This is a genomic window from Rhizobium phaseoli, from assembly GCF_001664385.1.
Taxonomy (GTDB): Bacteria; Pseudomonadota; Alphaproteobacteria; order Rhizobiales; family Rhizobiaceae; genus Rhizobium; species Rhizobium phaseoli.
This window is the reverse complement of the sequence record NZ_CP013532.1, coordinates 3,282,847-3,298,335: the sequence shown is the minus strand read 5'-3', so window position 1 is coordinate 3,298,335 and position 15,489 is coordinate 3,282,847. Positions and strand designations below refer to the sequence as shown.

The 15,489-nt window shown below is 60.7% G+C and carries 13 protein-coding genes and 1 pseudogene; 5 read left to right on the top strand and 9 right to left on the bottom strand.

The genetic code is table 11. The annotated features are described in order from the left end of the window. Nucleotides 1-23 precede the first annotated feature (23 nt). Nucleotides 24-1,721 carry an adenine deaminase gene (gene ade, locus AMC88_RS15930; protein WP_064825500.1) on the bottom strand — a complete coding sequence of 566 codons (1,698 nt, stop codon included), beginning with the start codon at nucleotides 1,719-1,721 and terminating at the stop codon, nucleotides 24-26. 118 nt (nucleotides 1,722-1,839) lie between these two features. After that, on the bottom strand, nucleotides 1,840-2,943 hold the full coding sequence (locus AMC88_RS15925) for a branched-chain amino acid ABC transporter substrate-binding protein (protein ID WP_064829995.1): 1,104 nt from the start codon (nucleotides 2,941-2,943) through the stop codon (nucleotides 1,840-1,842). A 465-nt stretch (nucleotides 2,944-3,408) separates the two neighbouring features. On the opposite strand from AMC88_RS15925, the gene AMC88_RS15920 reads away from it, so the two are divergent. Then, on the top strand, nucleotides 3,409-4,323 hold the full coding sequence (locus AMC88_RS15920) for an HD-GYP domain-containing protein (protein ID WP_004678116.1): 915 nt from the start codon (nucleotides 3,409-3,411) through the stop codon (nucleotides 4,321-4,323). A gap of 78 nt (nucleotides 4,324-4,401) precedes the next feature. Here the strand turns inward: AMC88_RS15920 and aptA are convergent, their stop codons facing one another. The 6 genes from aptA to AMC88_RS15890 all read right to left on the bottom strand — a co-directional run bounded on the left by aptA (nucleotide 4,402) and on the right by AMC88_RS15890 (nucleotide 10,126). Beyond that, nucleotides 4,402-5,727, bottom strand: a complete 1,326-nt coding sequence (gene aptA, locus AMC88_RS15915) for an omega-aminotransferase AptA (RefSeq protein WP_064825498.1) — start codon at nucleotides 5,725-5,727, stop codon at nucleotides 4,402-4,404. Nucleotides 5,728-5,992: 265 nt separating this feature from the next. Then, nucleotides 5,993-6,310: an ArsR/SmtB family transcription factor gene (locus AMC88_RS15910; RefSeq protein ID WP_004678111.1), complete on the bottom strand. Its 318-nt coding sequence runs from the start codon at nucleotides 6,308-6,310 to the stop codon at nucleotides 5,993-5,995. A gap of 109 nt (nucleotides 6,311-6,419) precedes the next feature. Beyond that, nucleotides 6,420-7,169 carry a HugZ family pyridoxamine 5'-phosphate oxidase gene (locus AMC88_RS15905; RefSeq protein ID WP_012484703.1) on the bottom strand — a complete coding sequence of 250 codons (750 nt, stop codon included), beginning with the start codon at nucleotides 7,167-7,169 and terminating at the stop codon, nucleotides 6,420-6,422. Between the two features lie 31 nt (nucleotides 7,170-7,200). Continuing rightward, nucleotides 7,201-8,253, bottom strand: a complete 1,053-nt coding sequence (gene choV / locus AMC88_RS15900; RefSeq protein WP_012484702.1) for a choline ABC transporter ATP-binding protein — start codon at nucleotides 8,251-8,253, stop codon at nucleotides 7,201-7,203. Continuing rightward, nucleotides 8,250-9,095 carry a choline ABC transporter permease subunit gene (gene choW / locus AMC88_RS15895; RefSeq protein WP_004678106.1) on the bottom strand — a complete coding sequence of 282 codons (846 nt, stop codon included), beginning with the start codon at nucleotides 9,093-9,095 and terminating at the stop codon, nucleotides 8,250-8,252. The genes choV and choW overlap by 4 nt, the downstream gene beginning before the upstream one ends. Before the next feature lie 74 nt (nucleotides 9,096-9,169). Further along, nucleotides 9,170-10,126: a choline ABC transporter substrate-binding protein gene (locus AMC88_RS15890; protein ID WP_012484701.1), complete on the bottom strand. Its 957-nt coding sequence runs from the start codon at nucleotides 10,124-10,126 to the stop codon at nucleotides 9,170-9,172. Between the two features lie 236 nt (nucleotides 10,127-10,362). Between AMC88_RS15890 and AMC88_RS15885 the strand changes: the two genes are divergently transcribed. The 3 genes from AMC88_RS15885 to AMC88_RS15875 all read left to right on the top strand — a co-directional run bounded on the left by AMC88_RS15885 (nucleotide 10,363) and on the right by AMC88_RS15875 (nucleotide 13,374). Continuing rightward, complete coding sequence (locus AMC88_RS15885; protein WP_004678102.1) at nucleotides 10,363-10,965, top strand: thymidine kinase; 603 nt, start codon at nucleotides 10,363-10,365, stop codon at nucleotides 10,963-10,965. Nucleotides 10,966-11,035: 70 nt separating this feature from the next. Further along, on the top strand, nucleotides 11,036-12,109 hold the full coding sequence (locus tag AMC88_RS15880) for a hypothetical protein (RefSeq protein WP_016733741.1): 1,074 nt from the start codon (nucleotides 11,036-11,038) through the stop codon (nucleotides 12,107-12,109). A 134-nt stretch (nucleotides 12,110-12,243) separates the two neighbouring features. Continuing rightward, nucleotides 12,244-13,374: a DUF2333 family protein gene (locus tag AMC88_RS15875; protein WP_016733740.1), complete on the top strand. Its 1,131-nt coding sequence runs from the start codon at nucleotides 12,244-12,246 to the stop codon at nucleotides 13,372-13,374. Nucleotides 13,375-13,497: 123 nt separating this feature from the next. Here AMC88_RS15875 and AMC88_RS15870 read toward each other — a convergent pair whose 3' ends face one another. Continuing rightward, the gene (locus AMC88_RS15870; RefSeq protein ID WP_004678097.1) at nucleotides 13,498-14,223 is read right to left on the bottom strand and encodes a helix-turn-helix transcriptional regulator; all 726 of its coding nucleotides are present in this window, start codon (nucleotides 14,221-14,223) and stop codon (nucleotides 13,498-13,500) included. Between the two features lie 331 nt (nucleotides 14,224-14,554). Between AMC88_RS15870 and AMC88_RS15865 the strand changes: the two are divergent. Beyond that, a pseudogene (locus AMC88_RS15865) lies at nucleotides 14,555-15,484 on the top strand (COG3904 family protein); the annotation flags it as partial. Nucleotides 15,485-15,489: the final 5 nt, after the last annotated feature.

Below are 15,489 nucleotides of genomic sequence, written 5' to 3'. Positions count from 1 at the left end.
CGCGAAATTTCCCAAGGATTCCATCACCCGATCAGCGCGAACTTGTCCACGTCGACCATGCCCCGGTCGGATATCTTCAGGTGAGGGATGACGGGCAGCGGCAGGAAGGCCAACTGGAGGAAGGGTTCTTCCAGCGTGGCACCGAGCGCGAAGGCGGCCTTGCGCAGATGGTGCAGCGTGTCGCGGACCGTCTCGTAAGGTTCAAGGCTCATCAGGCCGGCGATCGGCAGGGCGATTTCGCTGGTGACCTTGCCGTCCTGCACGACGACGAAGCCGCCCTGGATCTCGCCGAGGCGGTTTGCGGCGCGCGCCATGTCGTCCTCGTCGACGCCGACGACGCAGATATTGTGGCTGTCATGGCCGACGGTGGAGGCGATCGCGCCCCTCTTCAGACCGAAGCCTTGGACGAAGCCGTTGGCGTGATTGCCGTTCTTGCCGTGGCGTTCGATGACGGCGACCTTGATGATGTCGTTGGCAAGATCGACGGCCGTCTCGTTGCCTTTCACGGGCAGCCGGTAGCGGCGATGTTCGGTGATGATCTTGCCCGGCATGACGCCGATGACCGATGTCTCGCCCTCCCTGGCCGGCACGCCGAAATGGGCCGCGTTCACCGGTCGGGCCTTGACGCTGTCGAGGCCGATCGGAGCGACCGGCTTGCGCGTGGAAAAGAGTGCGTCGGTGACGCGGCGGCCAGCGGAAAAGACCATGCCGGCTCGGCAACCTTCCAGACTGTCGAGAACCACGAGATCGGCGCGCCAGCCCGGCGCCACCAGGCCGCGGTCCCGGAGGCCGAAGGCGCGGGCGGCCGAGATCGAGGCGGCGCGGTAGATCGCCAGGGGCTCGACGCCGTTGGCAATCGCGGTGCGGATCATGTGGTCGAGATGGCCCTGTTCGGCGATATCGAGCGGATTGCGGTCGTCGGTGCAGAGCGCGAGATGAGGCGATAGCCGCTCGGTGATGATGGGGATCAGCGCTGCAAGATCCTTCGACACGGAACCCTCGCGCACAAGGATATGCACGCCCTTGCGGATCTTTTCCAGCGCCTCAGTGGCGGTCGTGCATTCGTGCTCGGTGCGGATGCCGGCTGCGAGATAACCGTTGAGGTCGTTGCCGGAAAGAAGCGGCGCATGACCGTCGATATGGACGCCCTGAAAGGCGTCGAGCTTGGCCATGCAGACGGGATCCTTGTGGATCACGCCGGGGAAATTCATGAATTCGGCGAGGCCGATGACCTTCGGGTGATGGCGGAAAGGCAGGAGGCGTTCGATCGGCAGGTCGGCCCCTGCGGTTTCGAGATGGGTCGCCGGCACGCAGGAAGAGAGCTGGACGCGGATGTCCATGATCGTCTCCAGCGCGGATTCGAGAAAGAATTCGATGCCGGCGGTTCCCAGCACATTGGCAATCTCGTGCGGATCGCAGATCGCCGTGGTGACGCCGTAGGGCAGGACGCAACGGTCGAATTCATGCGGCGTGACGAGTGAGGATTCGATGTGCAGATGTGTGTCGATGAAGCCGGGAACGACTGTTTGGCCCGATATGTCGATCTCGGTCTCACCCTTATAATTGCCTGAAGTCCCGACGATGCGGTCGGCGCCAATAGCAATATCGGAGCGGACGATTTCGCCGGTGACGAGATCGAAGAAGCTGCCGCCCTTCAATACGATATCGGCGGGCACGCGGCCCACACCCTGGTCGATGAGACGTTCGAGTCTGCTGGTCATGGCACCGCTCACATTGCAACCGATTCTAAAACTTATAACCGATCTGCCGCGACATGCGATGCCCACAAACGAAACCGGGCGCCGAATGGCGCCCGATCGCAGTCTTTCCTGTCGTGGCTTATTCGGCCGCGACGATCTTGCCGCCTTCCCACTTGTAGAGCGAGAAGCTCTGCGAGGTCAGGTCGCCGGTTTCACCGTAAGTGACTTTGCCGATGGCGGTCGGGATTTCCTTGCCGTCCTTCAGCGCTGCGGCGACGGCTTCGGCATCCTCGGCGCTGCCGGCCTTCTCGATGCCGGCCTTCAGCACTTCGACGGCGGCATAGGCGTTCAGCGTGAAGGCCTCGGCCGGAATGTTCTTGGCGGCAAGCGCGTCGGCGGCCGTCTTGGAGTCGGGGTTCTTGGTCGCGTCGGAGGCGTTGGTGAACAGCGTGCCTCCCGCCGCATCCGTGCCGATCGCCCAGAATTCGGTGTTGGAGAGGCCGTCGCCGCCGATGATCGTCGCGTTGGCGGAGAGGTCATGCAGTTGGCGGGCCAGCAGGCCGCCTTCCGGGTGATAGCCGCCGAAATAGACGATATCGACCTTCTCGGACTTGATCCGGGTGGTGAGCGCACTGAAATCCTTGTCGCCGGGCGTGATCGCGTCATTGACGACTTCGGTAACGCCGCCGGCGTTCAGTGTCGCCTTGAAGGCGTCGGCGAGACCCTTGCCGTAAGCGCCCTTGTCGTTGACGATGGCGATGCGCTTGTCCTTGAAGTTCTGCAGCACGTATTTGGCGGCGACTTCCGACTGCTGGTCGTCGCGACCGCAGGTGCGCAGCACATTGGTGAGGCCGCGCTTGGTGAGGTCGGGGGCGGTTGCCGTCGGGGTGACCATCAGGACGCCATTTTCAGCCAGAACGTCCGACACCGGGATTGCGACGCCTGAAGTTACCGGCCCGACGACGAAGCGGATGCCGTCGCCGACGACTTTGTTGGCGGCGGAAACGCCCTGCTTCGGTTCGCCGGCATCGTCGGCGAGTTCGAGCACGACCTTCTCGCCGAGAATCCCGCCCTTCTTGTTGATCTCGTCGACGGCGGTCTGAGCGCCGTTCTTTACCTGGTCGCCATAGGCGGCGACCGGACCGGTCAGCGGCGCGATCAGCCCGATGGTGATATCGGCATGGGCAAGCGGTGCAAAGGTGAGTGACGCGACGAGGGTCGCCGTCAATGTCTTGAGGGTCATTGTCTGTCTCCTTGGATGGGGTCTTCGACCCGCGATGAGGCGCCGCGCCGGCTTACCCGATCATTCAACGGCCCTCCGGGGCCGTGCCAAGGACGATCGGTAGCGGCGCGATCAGCGAGCCCGCCGGCCATGTTTGACTCGGGGAGGCTCATGGCCAGATTTCTAGGAATTTTGATGAGATTGCGCAAGTTCATAACAAATCGAACGGGAGAATACGGTCGATCCGACCGAAGACGCGCCCGATGGGGTCATTTTCTATGTTTTCGAGGATTTTTCGAAAGCGAAGCCGCGATAAATCCGCGGTCCTTGTGTCGGACAAAACCACCTCCATAGGGTTGTCTTTAGCTTTCCTATTAACGGTTAGTTTGGCCAATGGCAGTAGGATCCCACGATACTCAAATACGGCAGCATTGAAAAAGAGACTGCATAAAGAATACATAGACATATCGGGAAATAGAGATCTGGATGCTCAAGCGTATCGATGCCGGTCAGGTGCGTATCGGAATGTTTGTGGAGGCTGTCGAGGGCCTGTGGCAGGATCCGCTTTTGTCTAAGCGCAGATTTCCCCTGCGGCGCGAAGTCGATGCCGCAAAAATTCGGAAATGCGGTACCGCCAGCGTCGTCATCAACACGAGCAAGGGGCTCGACACCAACGGGCTGCCGGGCCGCGACATCGAGATCGACATCCAGGCGGCGCGCGAGGCCGTTCAGAAATCCGTGCAGTTGCTGGAAGAGGCCTTCGGGCGGCTGCGCAATGGCGACGGAATCAGCGTCGATCACCTGACGCCGGTGATATCTTCCGTCTCCAAGTCGATGGATGAGAACCCTTCGGTTTTCCTTAGCGTCACACGCCTGAAATCAAAAGACGAAGTAACCTTCCTGCATTCCATTTCGGTGAGCGCGCTGATGATCCTTTTCAGCCGCCATCTCGCACTCGACGAACATACGATCCAGATGCTCGGCACCGCGGGTTTGCTGCACGATGTCGGCAAACTTGAAATTCCGCTTGAAGTCCTCAACAAGGCAGGACCGCTGGAAAGGGATGAGATCAGCTTGCTCCGGGGCCACCCGGAGAAGGGGCATGCGATCCTTTCGCGGCAGGAGGGCATGTCGGAGATCGTTCTCGACGTCTGCCTCAATCATCACGAGCGCATCGATGGCAAAGGCTATCCGCGCAGCTTGTCCGGCAGCGAGGTGAGCCTTCATTCGCGGATTGCCACGATCTGCGATGTCTATGACGCCATCACTTCGGTGCGGCCGTATAAGGCGCCATGGAGCGCCAGCGAGGCACTGAAATGGATGCTCGGCACTGAAGGGCATTTCGATCGCCAGCTGCTGAAAAAATTCGCTCTCTGCCTTTCCGTCGCCTCTGTAAGCTGAGCTTCCTGTCTCTTCAGATGAGAAGACCCGCGAGAGCATTGTCCGTCGCGGGTCTTGAGCGAATCTTCGGATGCGTCTTCAGATGTTGTTCTGAAGGATGGTCCTGAGCTTGCCGAAAAGTTCGTCGATGTGATGCTTTTCGATGATCAGCGGCGGGGAGAGCGCGATGATGTCGCCGGTGGTGCGGATCAGAAGTCCGCTCTCATAGGCCTTCAGGAATGCCGTGAAGGCGCGCTTGGTGGGCTCGCCGGCAATCGGGTCGAGCTCAATTGCGCCGATCAGGCCTGTGTTTCTGATATCGATGACGTTGGGGCAGTCCTTGAGCGAATGCAGCGCGTCGGCCCAATAGTCGGACAGTTCGGCAGCGCGGGTGAGCAGCCCCTCTTCCTTGTAGGTGTCGAGCGTGGCGAGGGCTGCGGCGGACGCGATCGGGTTGCCGGAATAGGTGTAGCCGTGGAAGAACTCGATCATGTGCTCGGGGCCGGCCATGAAGGCGTCATGAATCTCGGAGGTGACAAACACGGCGCCCATCGGGATGACGCCGTTGGTCAGTCCCTTGGCGGTGGTGATCATGTCGGGCTTGACGTCGTAATATTGCGCAGCGAAGGGGGCGCCGAGGCGGCCAAAACCAGTAATGACCTCGTCGAAGATCAGCAGAATGCCGTGTTTGGTGCAAATCTCTCGCAGCTTCTGCAGATAACCTTTCGGCGGGATGAGGACGCCGGTTGAACCGGCGACCGGCTCGACGATGACAGCGGCGATGGTCGAGGCGTCATGCAGCGTGACGATGCGCTCGAGTTCGCTGGCGATGTCGCCGCCGTGCTCAGGCTCGCCGCGGCTGAAGTTATTCTTGCCGGGCTGGTGGGTGTGCGGCATGTGATCGACTCCTGTCAGGAGCGTGCCGAACATCTTGCGGTTGGCGACGATGCCGCCGACGGAAATGCCGCCGAAATTGACACCGTGATAGCCGCGCTCACGGCCGATCAGGCGGAAGCGCGAACCGTTGCCCTTCACGCGGTGATAGGCAAGCGCCACCTTGAGCGCGGTCTCGACGGATTCGGAGCCGGAATTGGTGTAGAGGACGTGGTTCATGCCTTCCGGGGCGATGTCGACCAGACGGTTCGCCAGTTCGAAGGCCTTGGGATGACCGAGCTGGAAAGCCGGGGCGTAATCGAGTTCGCCCGCCTGCTCGCGGATTGCCTCGGTGATCTTCGGACGGCAGTGGCCGGCGTTGACGCACCAAAGGCCGGCCGTGCCGTCCAATACCTGACGGCCGTCATGGGTGGTGTAATACATGTCCTTGGCGCCGACGAACAACCGCGGCTCCTTCTTGAACTGGCGATTTGCCGTAAACGGCATCCAGAAGGCGCGAAGATCGTTCGGCGTATTGAGGCGATTGGACATGCTGTTCTCCTGGCCGTCGGCGGCCCGTTACCGAAGGGCTTGTCGCCCGAATTTTTACTGCCCGGTCAAATTATCAGTGCATCTCAACGCGTCAACACCTCACATGCTTCAGCGCCGGAAGAACGCGCCAAAAGACACGACCGGCAAATCGCGAAATTTGCCGGTCGTGCCGTTTAAGGTTCAGGTGCTGAAATTTCGTTGCCGAGCCTTCCGAGAAGATTCCCGTGCGGCACCGGCATGGCTGACGATCATGTCAGCGCTATCATCAGGCCGCGGATCTGCTTCTGGCCGGAACGAGGTAGATGTCCTCGAGCGTCGCCAGGATCTTCATGACCGGCTCGGATGTGCTCGAGTAATAGATGGTCTGGGCGTCGCGGCGGGTCTTGACCAGCTTCTGCGCGCGCAGTTTCGAAAGGTGCTGTGAAAGAGCCGACTGGCTGAGGCCGACTTGCGTGGCAAGGACGCCGACGGCGACTTCGCCTTTCACCAGGCTGCACAGGATCAGCAATCTTTTGGGGTTGGCCATGGCTGACAATAGTGCTGCCGCCACATTCGTGTGGTCAGCCAAATCAGGGGTTTCCATATTGTTATCTTCCTAATGCGAAACGTACATCATCTGTATGGGACAGGCCGTCTGCCGGAGCGGGCGGCCAAAACTAGCAACTAGGCTCGAAGATTGTATATACCTAAATTTAAGGTATCGAGTATGCTATTTTAGATATGTTTGAACAAATGTGATCGGAATCCGCAGCGAGAGTTTCGAATTCGTATCGCACCAAAAAATCCCCGGAAATGATCTCAAAACCCGCCGGATCGACGCCGCTGATGCGCCAAGAAGCCGATTCCGGAGCATTTAGGCGCACTGCAAGCACCGACGCCACATCGGGATGGCGCTCTACTAAATCTCGCACTGCTTCGGCCGCTTTGGCGGCGATCTCCTCGTTTGCCGGCGATTGGATGACAAGGTCTCTTCCGCCGAGATGATAGGCGCGGCCGAAGCCGCCATTGAGGCTCGCCCGCTCAGGTTTGAGACGGAAGAAGAGGAAGTCGGGAAAATCGATATACAGTTTTGCCTTGGGATGGCGATCGAGAAAACGCGTGCGAATGCGTTCGTGGAAGTGATGACCATGCTCGACCGGCTCCGCCGTACATTGGGTCGTCAGCCGAGCATAGGCGAGGGGATCGCCCTTGCCCGGTTCGCCGGTGAGCAGCGAAGCGCGCGCGTCCCTTGCCAGCGCCTTCGTGTGGGCCGAAAGCTTCGAAACGAGAATGACGGGCGCGCCATCGATATCGGTGGCGAGGAGGACGCGGCTGGCGAAGGGAAAACCGGTCTCGGGATCGAGAACGGCGATCGCCGCGTGCCGTGCGGAGCGCAACAGCACGCGGGCGAGCTTGCGGGCTTCATCGTCGGTTTCGCGTAGGGGCGAGGGCTGATCTTTCATAACCGCTTTGTGGCAAAGCGGATCGAAAACATCAAGCGTCCTGCTTGCGGCGATGGCGGGTGAGGCCGGCGACGATATCCTGGGCCGAGATGGTACCGACGATGGCGCCGTTCTCGACGATGCCGATACTGCCCGGCTGGCGGGCAAGCGCATCGAGAACATCGATGAGCGGGGTAGCGGCGCGGGCCGTGGCGCTGACGCTCATGCCGGCGGCTGTCTGGCCGAGCCCCGACTGCATGACGTCGGCCGCCGTCAGCATGTTGATCGGATTGAGATGCTGCACGAAATCGGCGACATACTGGTCCGCGGGGTTTTTGACGATGTCGTGCGGCGTTCCGCACTGGATGATGCGGCCGCCCTCCATGATGGCGATGCGGTTGCCGATGCGGAAGGCCTCGTCGAGATCGTGGCTGACGAACAGGATTGTCTTCTTCAGCCGCCGCTGGAACTCCAGGAGCTCGTCCTGCAGTCGGGTGCGGATCAATGGGTCGAGCGCCGAGAAAGGCTCGTCCATGAGGAGGATCGGAGCGCCGGTGGCAAAGGCACGGGCAAGGCCGACACGCTGCTGCATGCCGCCCGAGAGTTCGTTGACCTTGCGGTCGGCCCATTTAGTCAGGTTGACGAGTTCGAGCTGCTCGCCGACGCGCACCTTGCGCTCGGCCTCCGGCATGCCGGCCAACTCTAGGCCGAAGCCGACATTTTCGGCGACGGTGCGCCAAGGCAGAAGGGCAAACTGCTGGAACACCATGGAGACGGTGTGGGTGCGCAGGTCGCGTAGAGCCTTGGCATTGCATTTGTAAGGGTTGACTGAGCCGGTGGTCGTAGAGACCGCGACATCGCCGCGCACGACGGGGGCGAGGCCGTTGACGGCGCGCAGCAGCGTCGATTTGCCGGAACCGGAGAGACCCATCAACACCAGGATCTCGCCTTCCTCGATCGTCAACGAGGCATTGGCGACGCCGAGCACGAGGCCGGTGGCCGCGCCGATCTCGTCGCGCGTCTTGCCCTGGTCGACCATGGCCAGCGCGGTTTCCGGCCTATCGCCGAAGATGATGCTGACATCCTTGAAGCTTACCGCGGTCATGCGCCGTCTCCTTCACCCGCCGTGCGGAACATGCGGTCGAGAATGATCGCCAGGATGACGATGCAGAGACCGGCTTCGAAGCCTTTTGCGACATTGACGGTATTCAGCGCGCGCACGACCGGCACGCCCAGACCATCGGCACCGACAAGAGCGGCGATCACCACCATCGACAGCGACAGCATGATGGTCTGGGTGAGGCCCGCCATGATCTGCGGCGTAGCGAAGGGAAGCTCGACCTTGCGCAGCACCTGCACCGGCCTTGCGCCGAAGGCGACGGCGGCTTCGACAAGGGAAGGCGGCGTCGAGATGATGCCGAGGCGTGTCAGCCGGATCGGGGCGGGGATCGCGAAGATCACGGTGGCGATCAGGCCCGGGACCATACCGAGGCCGAAGAGGATCAGGGCCGGGATCAGGTAGACGAAGGTGGGAATGGTCTGCATCAGATCGAGCACGGGCCGCATGGCAGCATAGATCCAGGCGCGGCGGGCGGCCGCGATGCCGAGCGGAATGCCGATCACCATGCTGACGAAGGTGGAGGCGAGCACGAGGGCGAGCGTCTCCGTCGTTTCCTTCCAATAGCCTTGGTTCATGATGAGCAACAGCCCAAGACAGGTGAACAGCGTGATGCCGATCGATCGGCGCAGCCAGAAGGCCAGCGCGGAGATGACGGCGATGACGATCAGCGGGTGAGGTTTCTGCAGCACGAAGAGCAGGCCATCGATGACGTGCGACAGCAGGAAGGCGAGCTGGTTGAAGAACCACTCGCCGTTCGAGGTCAGCCAGTCCACGAAGGCTTTGGCCCATGAGCCGATGGGAATCTTAGAGTCGGTGATCCAATTCAAGGGGCGCGCCTATCCAAAAAAAATCAACAATCGGACAAAATGAAACGGGGCGGCGAGCCGCCCCGATCATATCATCAAAGGCCGAGGCCGGTCTTGGCGGCCGCCAGCGCGTCGCCCTTGCCGTCGCGGGTCTTGACGCCAGCAAGCCAAGGCTCGAGCGCGGCGGGATTGGCCTTCAGCCATTCGGTCGCCGCCGCTTCCGGCTCCTTGCCGTCGTCGAGGATTTTGCCCATGATCTGGTTCTCCATGTCGAGGGAGAACGTGAGATTCTTCAGCATCGCGCCGACGTTCGGGCATTCGTTGAGATAACCGGCGCGGACATTGGTGTAGACCTTGGCGCCGCCGAAATCAGGTCCGAAGACGTCGTCGCCGCCGGTGAGGTAGGTCAGCTTGAAGTTGGTGTTCATCGGATGGGGTTCCCAGCCGAGGAAGACGACGGGCTTGCCCGCTTTCTCGGCGCGGGCGACCTGGGCGAGCATGCCCTGTTCGGAGGATTCGACGACTTCCATGTCCTTCATGCCGAAAGTGTTCTTTTCGATCAGGTCCATGACGAGGCGGTTGCCGTCATTGCCGGGCTCGATGCCGTAGATCTTGCCGTCGAGATCGTCCTTGTGGGCAGCGATGTCCTTGAAGTCCTTGATGCCGAGTTCCGCGCCCTTTGCGTTGGTGGCAAGCGTGTACTTGGCGCCGACGAGGTTGGGGCCGAAGGATTCGACCGACTTGTCGTCGATATAAGGGCGGACGTCCTTTTCCTGCGTCGGCATCCAATTGCCGAGGAAGATGTCGATGTCCTTGTTCTTCAGCGAGGTGTAGGTGACCGGCACCGAGAGAACCTTGACGTCGGTCTGATAGCCGATGCTCTTCAGAACGACTGATGCGGTGGCGGTGGTGGCGGTAATGTCAGTCCAGCCGACATCCGAGAAGTGGACGGTCGAGCAGCTGTCGGGATCGGCAGCGAAGGCAGCGGTCGCAACCGACAGGGCGGCGACGGCGGTTGCGGTGACAAGTTTGAATGTGCTTGTTGTTTTCATTTTAGACTCCCAGTCTTTAGGTCCCCAAGCCAATCACCAATAGCCCAGTTTGACAAGCGACCTCAGTGTGTTTGCGTCGTATCGACCTATGCGATTGCGACGTCGGCGATTTTTTCGCAGTGTCTCGTTTTGGCGGCTTTCGCCGGGTTTTAGAGGTCGATTCCTGTGATTATCGCGGGGGCGGGGCTTTTCTTTGCCGTTGTGAGCTTTCAATAAGCCGAGCAAGGAGACATCGGATGGCAAAACTCTATTTCAACTATTCGACAATGAACGCCGGCAAGTCGACGCTGCTGCTGCAGGCCTCCTATAATTATCAAGAGCGCGGCATGCGTACGGTGCAGTTGATCGCCGCCTTCGACGAGCGCGCCGGCCGGGGCGTGATCGGCTCGAGGATCGGGCTGGAAGCGAGCGCTATTCCCTTCGAGCCGCATGAAGATCTGTTCAATCTCATCGCCGGTCTATGCGGCGACGGGGCGCCGATTTCCTGCGTCTTCGTTGATGAGGCGCATTTCATGACGGCCGTCCATGTCTGGCAGCTGGCCCGTGTCGTCGATCGGCTCGGCATCCCTGTTATGGTCTATGGGCTCCGGACCGACTTCCAGGGCAAATTGTTTCCGGCCTCGCAGGAGCTGCTGGCGATCGCCGACGAGATGCGCGAAGTGCGCACAATCTGCCATTGCGGCCGTAAGGCGACGATGGTGGTGCGGCTCGACGCCCAAGGCAAGGTGCTGCACGAGGGTGCGCAGATCGATGTCGGCGGCAACGAGAAATATGTTTCGCTCTGCCGCAGGCACTGGGACGACGAAATGAACGGGGCCTGGATCGCCGAGCCGGTCTGAAGGGGGAGCCTGTTTTCTTTGTCGCCATAAGCGACTAGCCTGCGGGCAGGAGATTCCCCGGAGAAATCAGGTGCGCAAAGCCCCGTCGTTCGACAGCCGTTATGAAGCCGCAAGCGGCTTCGCCGAAAAGATCGCGGCCGATGGAGCCTATTGCACAGCCTGCATCCGTGCCTTTGACAGCGATGAAAAACATTCGGCCGATGAGGTTTTCCTCGAGCAGAATGGGCGCTTTCACGACCATATTGCAGATGGCGCCGCGCTGGACGCTCTGCTGGCCGAGCTTGTCTTCTCCCTCGACCGGCTGACGGCGGAAGTGTCGGCAGATCTCGACAGTTTCCGGGGATTGACGATGCGCGAGAAAATGGCCGGCTGGACGTCGCGCCAGCGGATGTGGCGGATGTATACCGAGCGTGTGCGCGAGGCGCCCGTCATCGAGCGGCTGCTCGACCTTTTGGTGAAATCGGACGCGCTTGCGAGGCTGATCACCACACAGCGCGCTGCGCTCATCGACCGCCACAAGGCGGCCGAACACAATCTTGTCAGCATCGTTGAGCACCGCCGCCGGCTGGTCGATTCTATCGATATCGCCCGTCTCAGGATGAAGGAGCTCAACGCCAAGGCGCTGACGACGCAGGGTCGCATCGGCGTCTACGGCAACAGGGCGCATTGGGAGCAGATGGAGGCGGAGCGGCGGGCGCTGAAGGCGGAGGCCGAGCGCATCTCCGCCGAGGAACTCGAGATGCGCGACGACAGCCAGCGGCGGGAGCGCTTCATCAGCCTGTTTCAGGCCTTCGTCGATGCGACGAACAGCCAGATCGCCGCCCGCAACGTGCTTTTGTACAAGCTGATGATCGATGTCGAGGAGCGGCTCATCATCTATCAGGCGCAGGTCGATACCGATCGGCCGGGCATGAAAGCTAGGATCAAGCCGGAGTTCTTTCCCGATATTGCCGCGCCGATCAGCCTGTTCGAGAAGGGCATGCTCGTCGCCCAGGATCTGGAGCGGCGCAAGGGCCGCGCCGCTCTCGAAGTCGCCAGACGGCTTCCCGCCTATGCCGAACCGTCGCCCGAAGCACCAGGGGCGCCGTTGATCGATACGGCCCGCCGGCCCTTCCGCATCAGCCTGCGTTTTCTGCGTTCCTGAGCCCGAGGCGCGTCTGCGCTGCTTTCATTCGGAAAAATCGAGGGGCTTGTGTTGTGCTCGGCCCATCGAGCGCATATGTGGATGCAATGGGGTGGCAATCTTCCGATGCTCGCCTCGCCTGACAGGAGACGACGATGCTTGACCGGATCGCCGGTTTTTTCAGGCTGATCGGCCGGACGATCGGTCGCTGGGCCCGCCTGTTTTTCGCCTGGGCCTTCTGGCCCTTCCTTGCCGCGCATGGCTGGTATCAGCGCCGGAGTTGGATGATCCGGCTGCCTATTATCGCGCTCGTGGCGCTCTTCGTCGTGCTATACGGCTATTTCTTCTGGCAGACGCAGGTCTGGACGAATTTCAACATCGCCTTCGTCGACCAGTATCGACTTTCCGAACGCAAGGTTCCCGCCGGGCAGGAACTGCCCGTTGCCGAGGGGGCAAGTGCTGGGACTGCCAAGACCTGCCAGCGCTCGGCCATCGTCGACGTCACGGCGGATCTCACCGATTTCAACGTCAATCAGAATGCATGGATCTCCTCCATGCTGCTCTACAAGATGGGCTTCTTCGGCATCGACTGGGATCACACGCCCTTCCTCGACAACAAGGCGTCGTTCCAGCGCGGCATCAACCAGGCAGTCCGTCGAACCTCGGCGGAGCTCGTCGATACGCTCGGGCGCGTGCGTGGCACGTCGGGCATCAACAATGATCTGCAGAGCGCGCGCGGCAATCTGCAGTTCGACGAACATAGCTGGTATTTCGGGCTCAACCCTTTCGGGCCAAAGACGCCGACGCCCTCTTATTATCGCTCGGCGATCGGCAGCCTGCGCAAATTCAACACCGATCTTTCCGCCTGCAATGTCATTTTCGATGGCCGCGCCGACAATCTCATGCAGTTCATCGACCGCGTCGCCAACGATCTCGGCGGCACCTCCGACATGCTTGCCGAGCGCTCGGAGAACCACAATCGCGGCTGGTTCGACACGCGCGCCGACGACCGGTTCTGGTTCGCTTACGGTCAGCTCTATGCCTATTACGCTATTCTAGCCGCTGCACAGTCGGATTTCTCGCAGGTGGTGCAGGAGCGCAATCTCGGCGCAGTCTGGGGCGGCACGATGCGGCAATTCCAGGCGGCACTGCGCATCCAGCCGGCGATCATCTCGAACGGGCGCGAGGATGGCTGGATCATGCCGAGCCATCTCGCCACCATGGGCTTCTATATTTTGAGGGTGCGCTCGAACCTTGTCGAGATCCGTTCGGTGCTCGATCGTTAGGCGGACAGAAGCCCGAGACGGCGATAGGCGCCGAGCATCTGGACGATTTCCGCATCGGTGAGGCCAGTATGGGCGCAGGACTGCACGATCCTGTCGACGGTGGGCTGACTCGCGTCTGATCGGTCAGTTGATCAACTTCAATCGAATTGCTTTTGCGACCAATTGGGTACGGTTGACGCAATCGAGCTTTTTGATCGCGTTCGTCATATAGGCATTCACCGTATGGTCCGACAGCGTCAGGATCTGACCGATTTCGATCGAGGTCTTGCCCTGTGCGGTCCAGCGCACGACTTCGAGTTCACGTGCCGACAGCGCATTATGGGCGCTTTCTTCGTTCCGTCTGACGGTATTATATGCGTCGAGGGCGTGGAGGATGATGATCGCCAACTCGTTGACCTCGCTCTGGCCGAGTGCGGCGCGCTCGCCGCAGAACCAGAAAACCAGGCGGCGGCCGTCGACTGCAATGGTCGGCATGGCGACGCCCGCCGGTATCGCATGGTGCAGCATCAGGGCGCGCAGTTCGGCGGGAAAAGCCTGACCATTGACGACATCGTTAAGGTGCCAGGCGAGCGGCACTGCCGACTCCCTCAGCCGCAAGCCGAAAGGGCAGCCGCGCATCATATTGGCGCGGTCGAAGTCGCGGACATAGGCCGCGGGAAGCGAGCTTTCGATCAGCAGCGGTTTCAGCAGGAGGTCTTCCGGGGAGGGCGCGTGCATCAGCGTGGCATGCGCCAGCCCGAAGGCCGTAGCCACCCTGCCGAGCGCCTGGGCAAAAAGGCCACGCGTCCCTGCAACGGCAAGCTCCGCCGAAAGCAACGACTGTCTTTCAGAGGTGGTCATGTAAGACATCTATACGCCTCCGGCAGCCCCAATGTTAACGCTATCAAATACAGAAACGCCGGCGGATGCTAGTCCGAATTGACTGAACGCAAGCCGATTGGTTCGAATTGTGAAAAAATAGTCACAACTGCGCCCGTCTCGGTTGAGCAGAGGCTTGAGCAAGTAGCGCTGCGGTATTTTTGACTTCTTCCGATGCGGGACAGCTGTGGATATCTTCGACGCCTAACAGGAAGAGAATCATGGCGAAAGAGCCTCGGCGACGAGGCCGCCGAAATCCGCCTTGCTGCCGGTCAAGCCAGTTGCTAAGTCTATTATAATGTATAGCCGGGGCGGTTTGATCGTGCGCTTTGCGAATAGCTTTACTCTGAAGTCTCTGTTTTTTCTGCCGTTACTTGCTTTTCTTCTTTTGAACTTGCCGATTGGAACCGCAACTTCGCAGGCCGCCGAGCAACAGAAACAGTCTGCGCAGCCGCCCATGCGCTTCGTCATCGTGCGCAGCCTTCTCTGCCAGGAAAACTGCCCGGAATGGATATCGGCGGAGGGACGAATAACCTCCGACACGCCGGCTCGGCTGAAGAAAATTCTGAAGGCGGCGGGCGGACGAAAACTGCCGGTCGTCTTCCGTTCGGAGGGCGGCGATGTCGATGCCGCCTATGCCATCGGCCGGATGATTCGCAAGGCTGGATTGGAAACGGCGGTCGGCGGCACACGGCTGAAAGGTTGCCCAACGGCTGATCCGCGCTGCGACGCTGCTATCGCCAAGGACGGCAGCTCGATCGGTTACACCTATTCGGCCGGTGCATACTGCTTTTCCGCCTGTCCGCTGGCCTTTGCCGGCGGCACCTCGCGCGTCGCATCGCAATGGGCGCTCATCGGCGTGCACCAGATCACGACGATTTATAACAAGATGCGCATTTCCTACCGCATCGAATACAAGATCGTGAACGGCAAGAGGAAAGAAATCTCTCGCAAAGAGGTGGGACGCAAGGTGGCAGGGCAGACCAGTTCCACCAAGCTCGGAAAGAAGAGCATCGCTGCCTTGACGGCCTATTTGAAGGAAATGGGCGTTGACGACGACGTGATCGATCACATGATGAGCGCCACACCCGACAGCATCAAGATCGTACCACCGGTAGAAGCACTGCGTATAGGACTGATGACGGATATGCTGGCTTACAACGAATGGCCCGGCATGCCGCATTGCGCGCCGGATGCGCCGGCGGAGGCTGTCTGCCATGGCCATCCGCCAGCCGAGGCGCCGGCGGCCGCCCCCTC

Excerpts from the sequence above, each read along its gene's own strand:
- AMC88_RS15910 (WP_004678111.1), bottom strand. The coding sequence starts at position 6,310 with ATGGAAACCCCTGATTTGGCTGACCACACGAATGTGGCGGCAGCACTA.
- ade (WP_064825500.1), bottom strand. The coding sequence starts at position 1,721 with ATGACCAGCAGACTCGAACGTCTCATCGACCAGGGTGTGGGCCGCGTG.
- AMC88_RS15890 (WP_012484701.1), bottom strand. The coding sequence starts at position 10,126 with ATGAAAACAACAAGCACATTCAAACTTGTCACCGCAACCGCCGTCGCC.
- AMC88_RS15920 (WP_004678116.1), top strand. The coding sequence starts at position 3,409 with ATGCTCAAGCGTATCGATGCCGGTCAGGTGCGTATCGGAATGTTTGTG.
- choV (WP_012484702.1), bottom strand. The coding sequence starts at position 8,253 with ATGACCGCGGTAAGCTTCAAGGATGTCAGCATCATCTTCGGCGATAGG.
- AMC88_RS15870 (WP_004678097.1), bottom strand. The coding sequence starts at position 14,223 with ATGTCTTACATGACCACCTCTGAAAGACAGTCGTTGCTTTCGGCGGAG.
- AMC88_RS15885 (WP_004678102.1), top strand. The coding sequence starts at position 10,363 with ATGGCAAAACTCTATTTCAACTATTCGACAATGAACGCCGGCAAGTCG.
- AMC88_RS15925 (WP_064829995.1), bottom strand. The coding sequence starts at position 2,943 with ATGACCCTCAAGACATTGACGGCGACCCTCGTCGCGTCACTCACCTTT.
- AMC88_RS15905 (WP_012484703.1), bottom strand. The coding sequence starts at position 7,169 with ATGAAAGATCAGCCCTCGCCCCTACGCGAAACCGACGATGAAGCCCGC.
- AMC88_RS15875 (WP_016733740.1), top strand. The coding sequence starts at position 12,244 with ATGCTTGACCGGATCGCCGGTTTTTTCAGGCTGATCGGCCGGACGATC.
- aptA (WP_064825498.1), bottom strand. The coding sequence starts at position 5,727 with ATGTCCAATCGCCTCAATACGCCGAACGATCTTCGCGCCTTCTGGATG.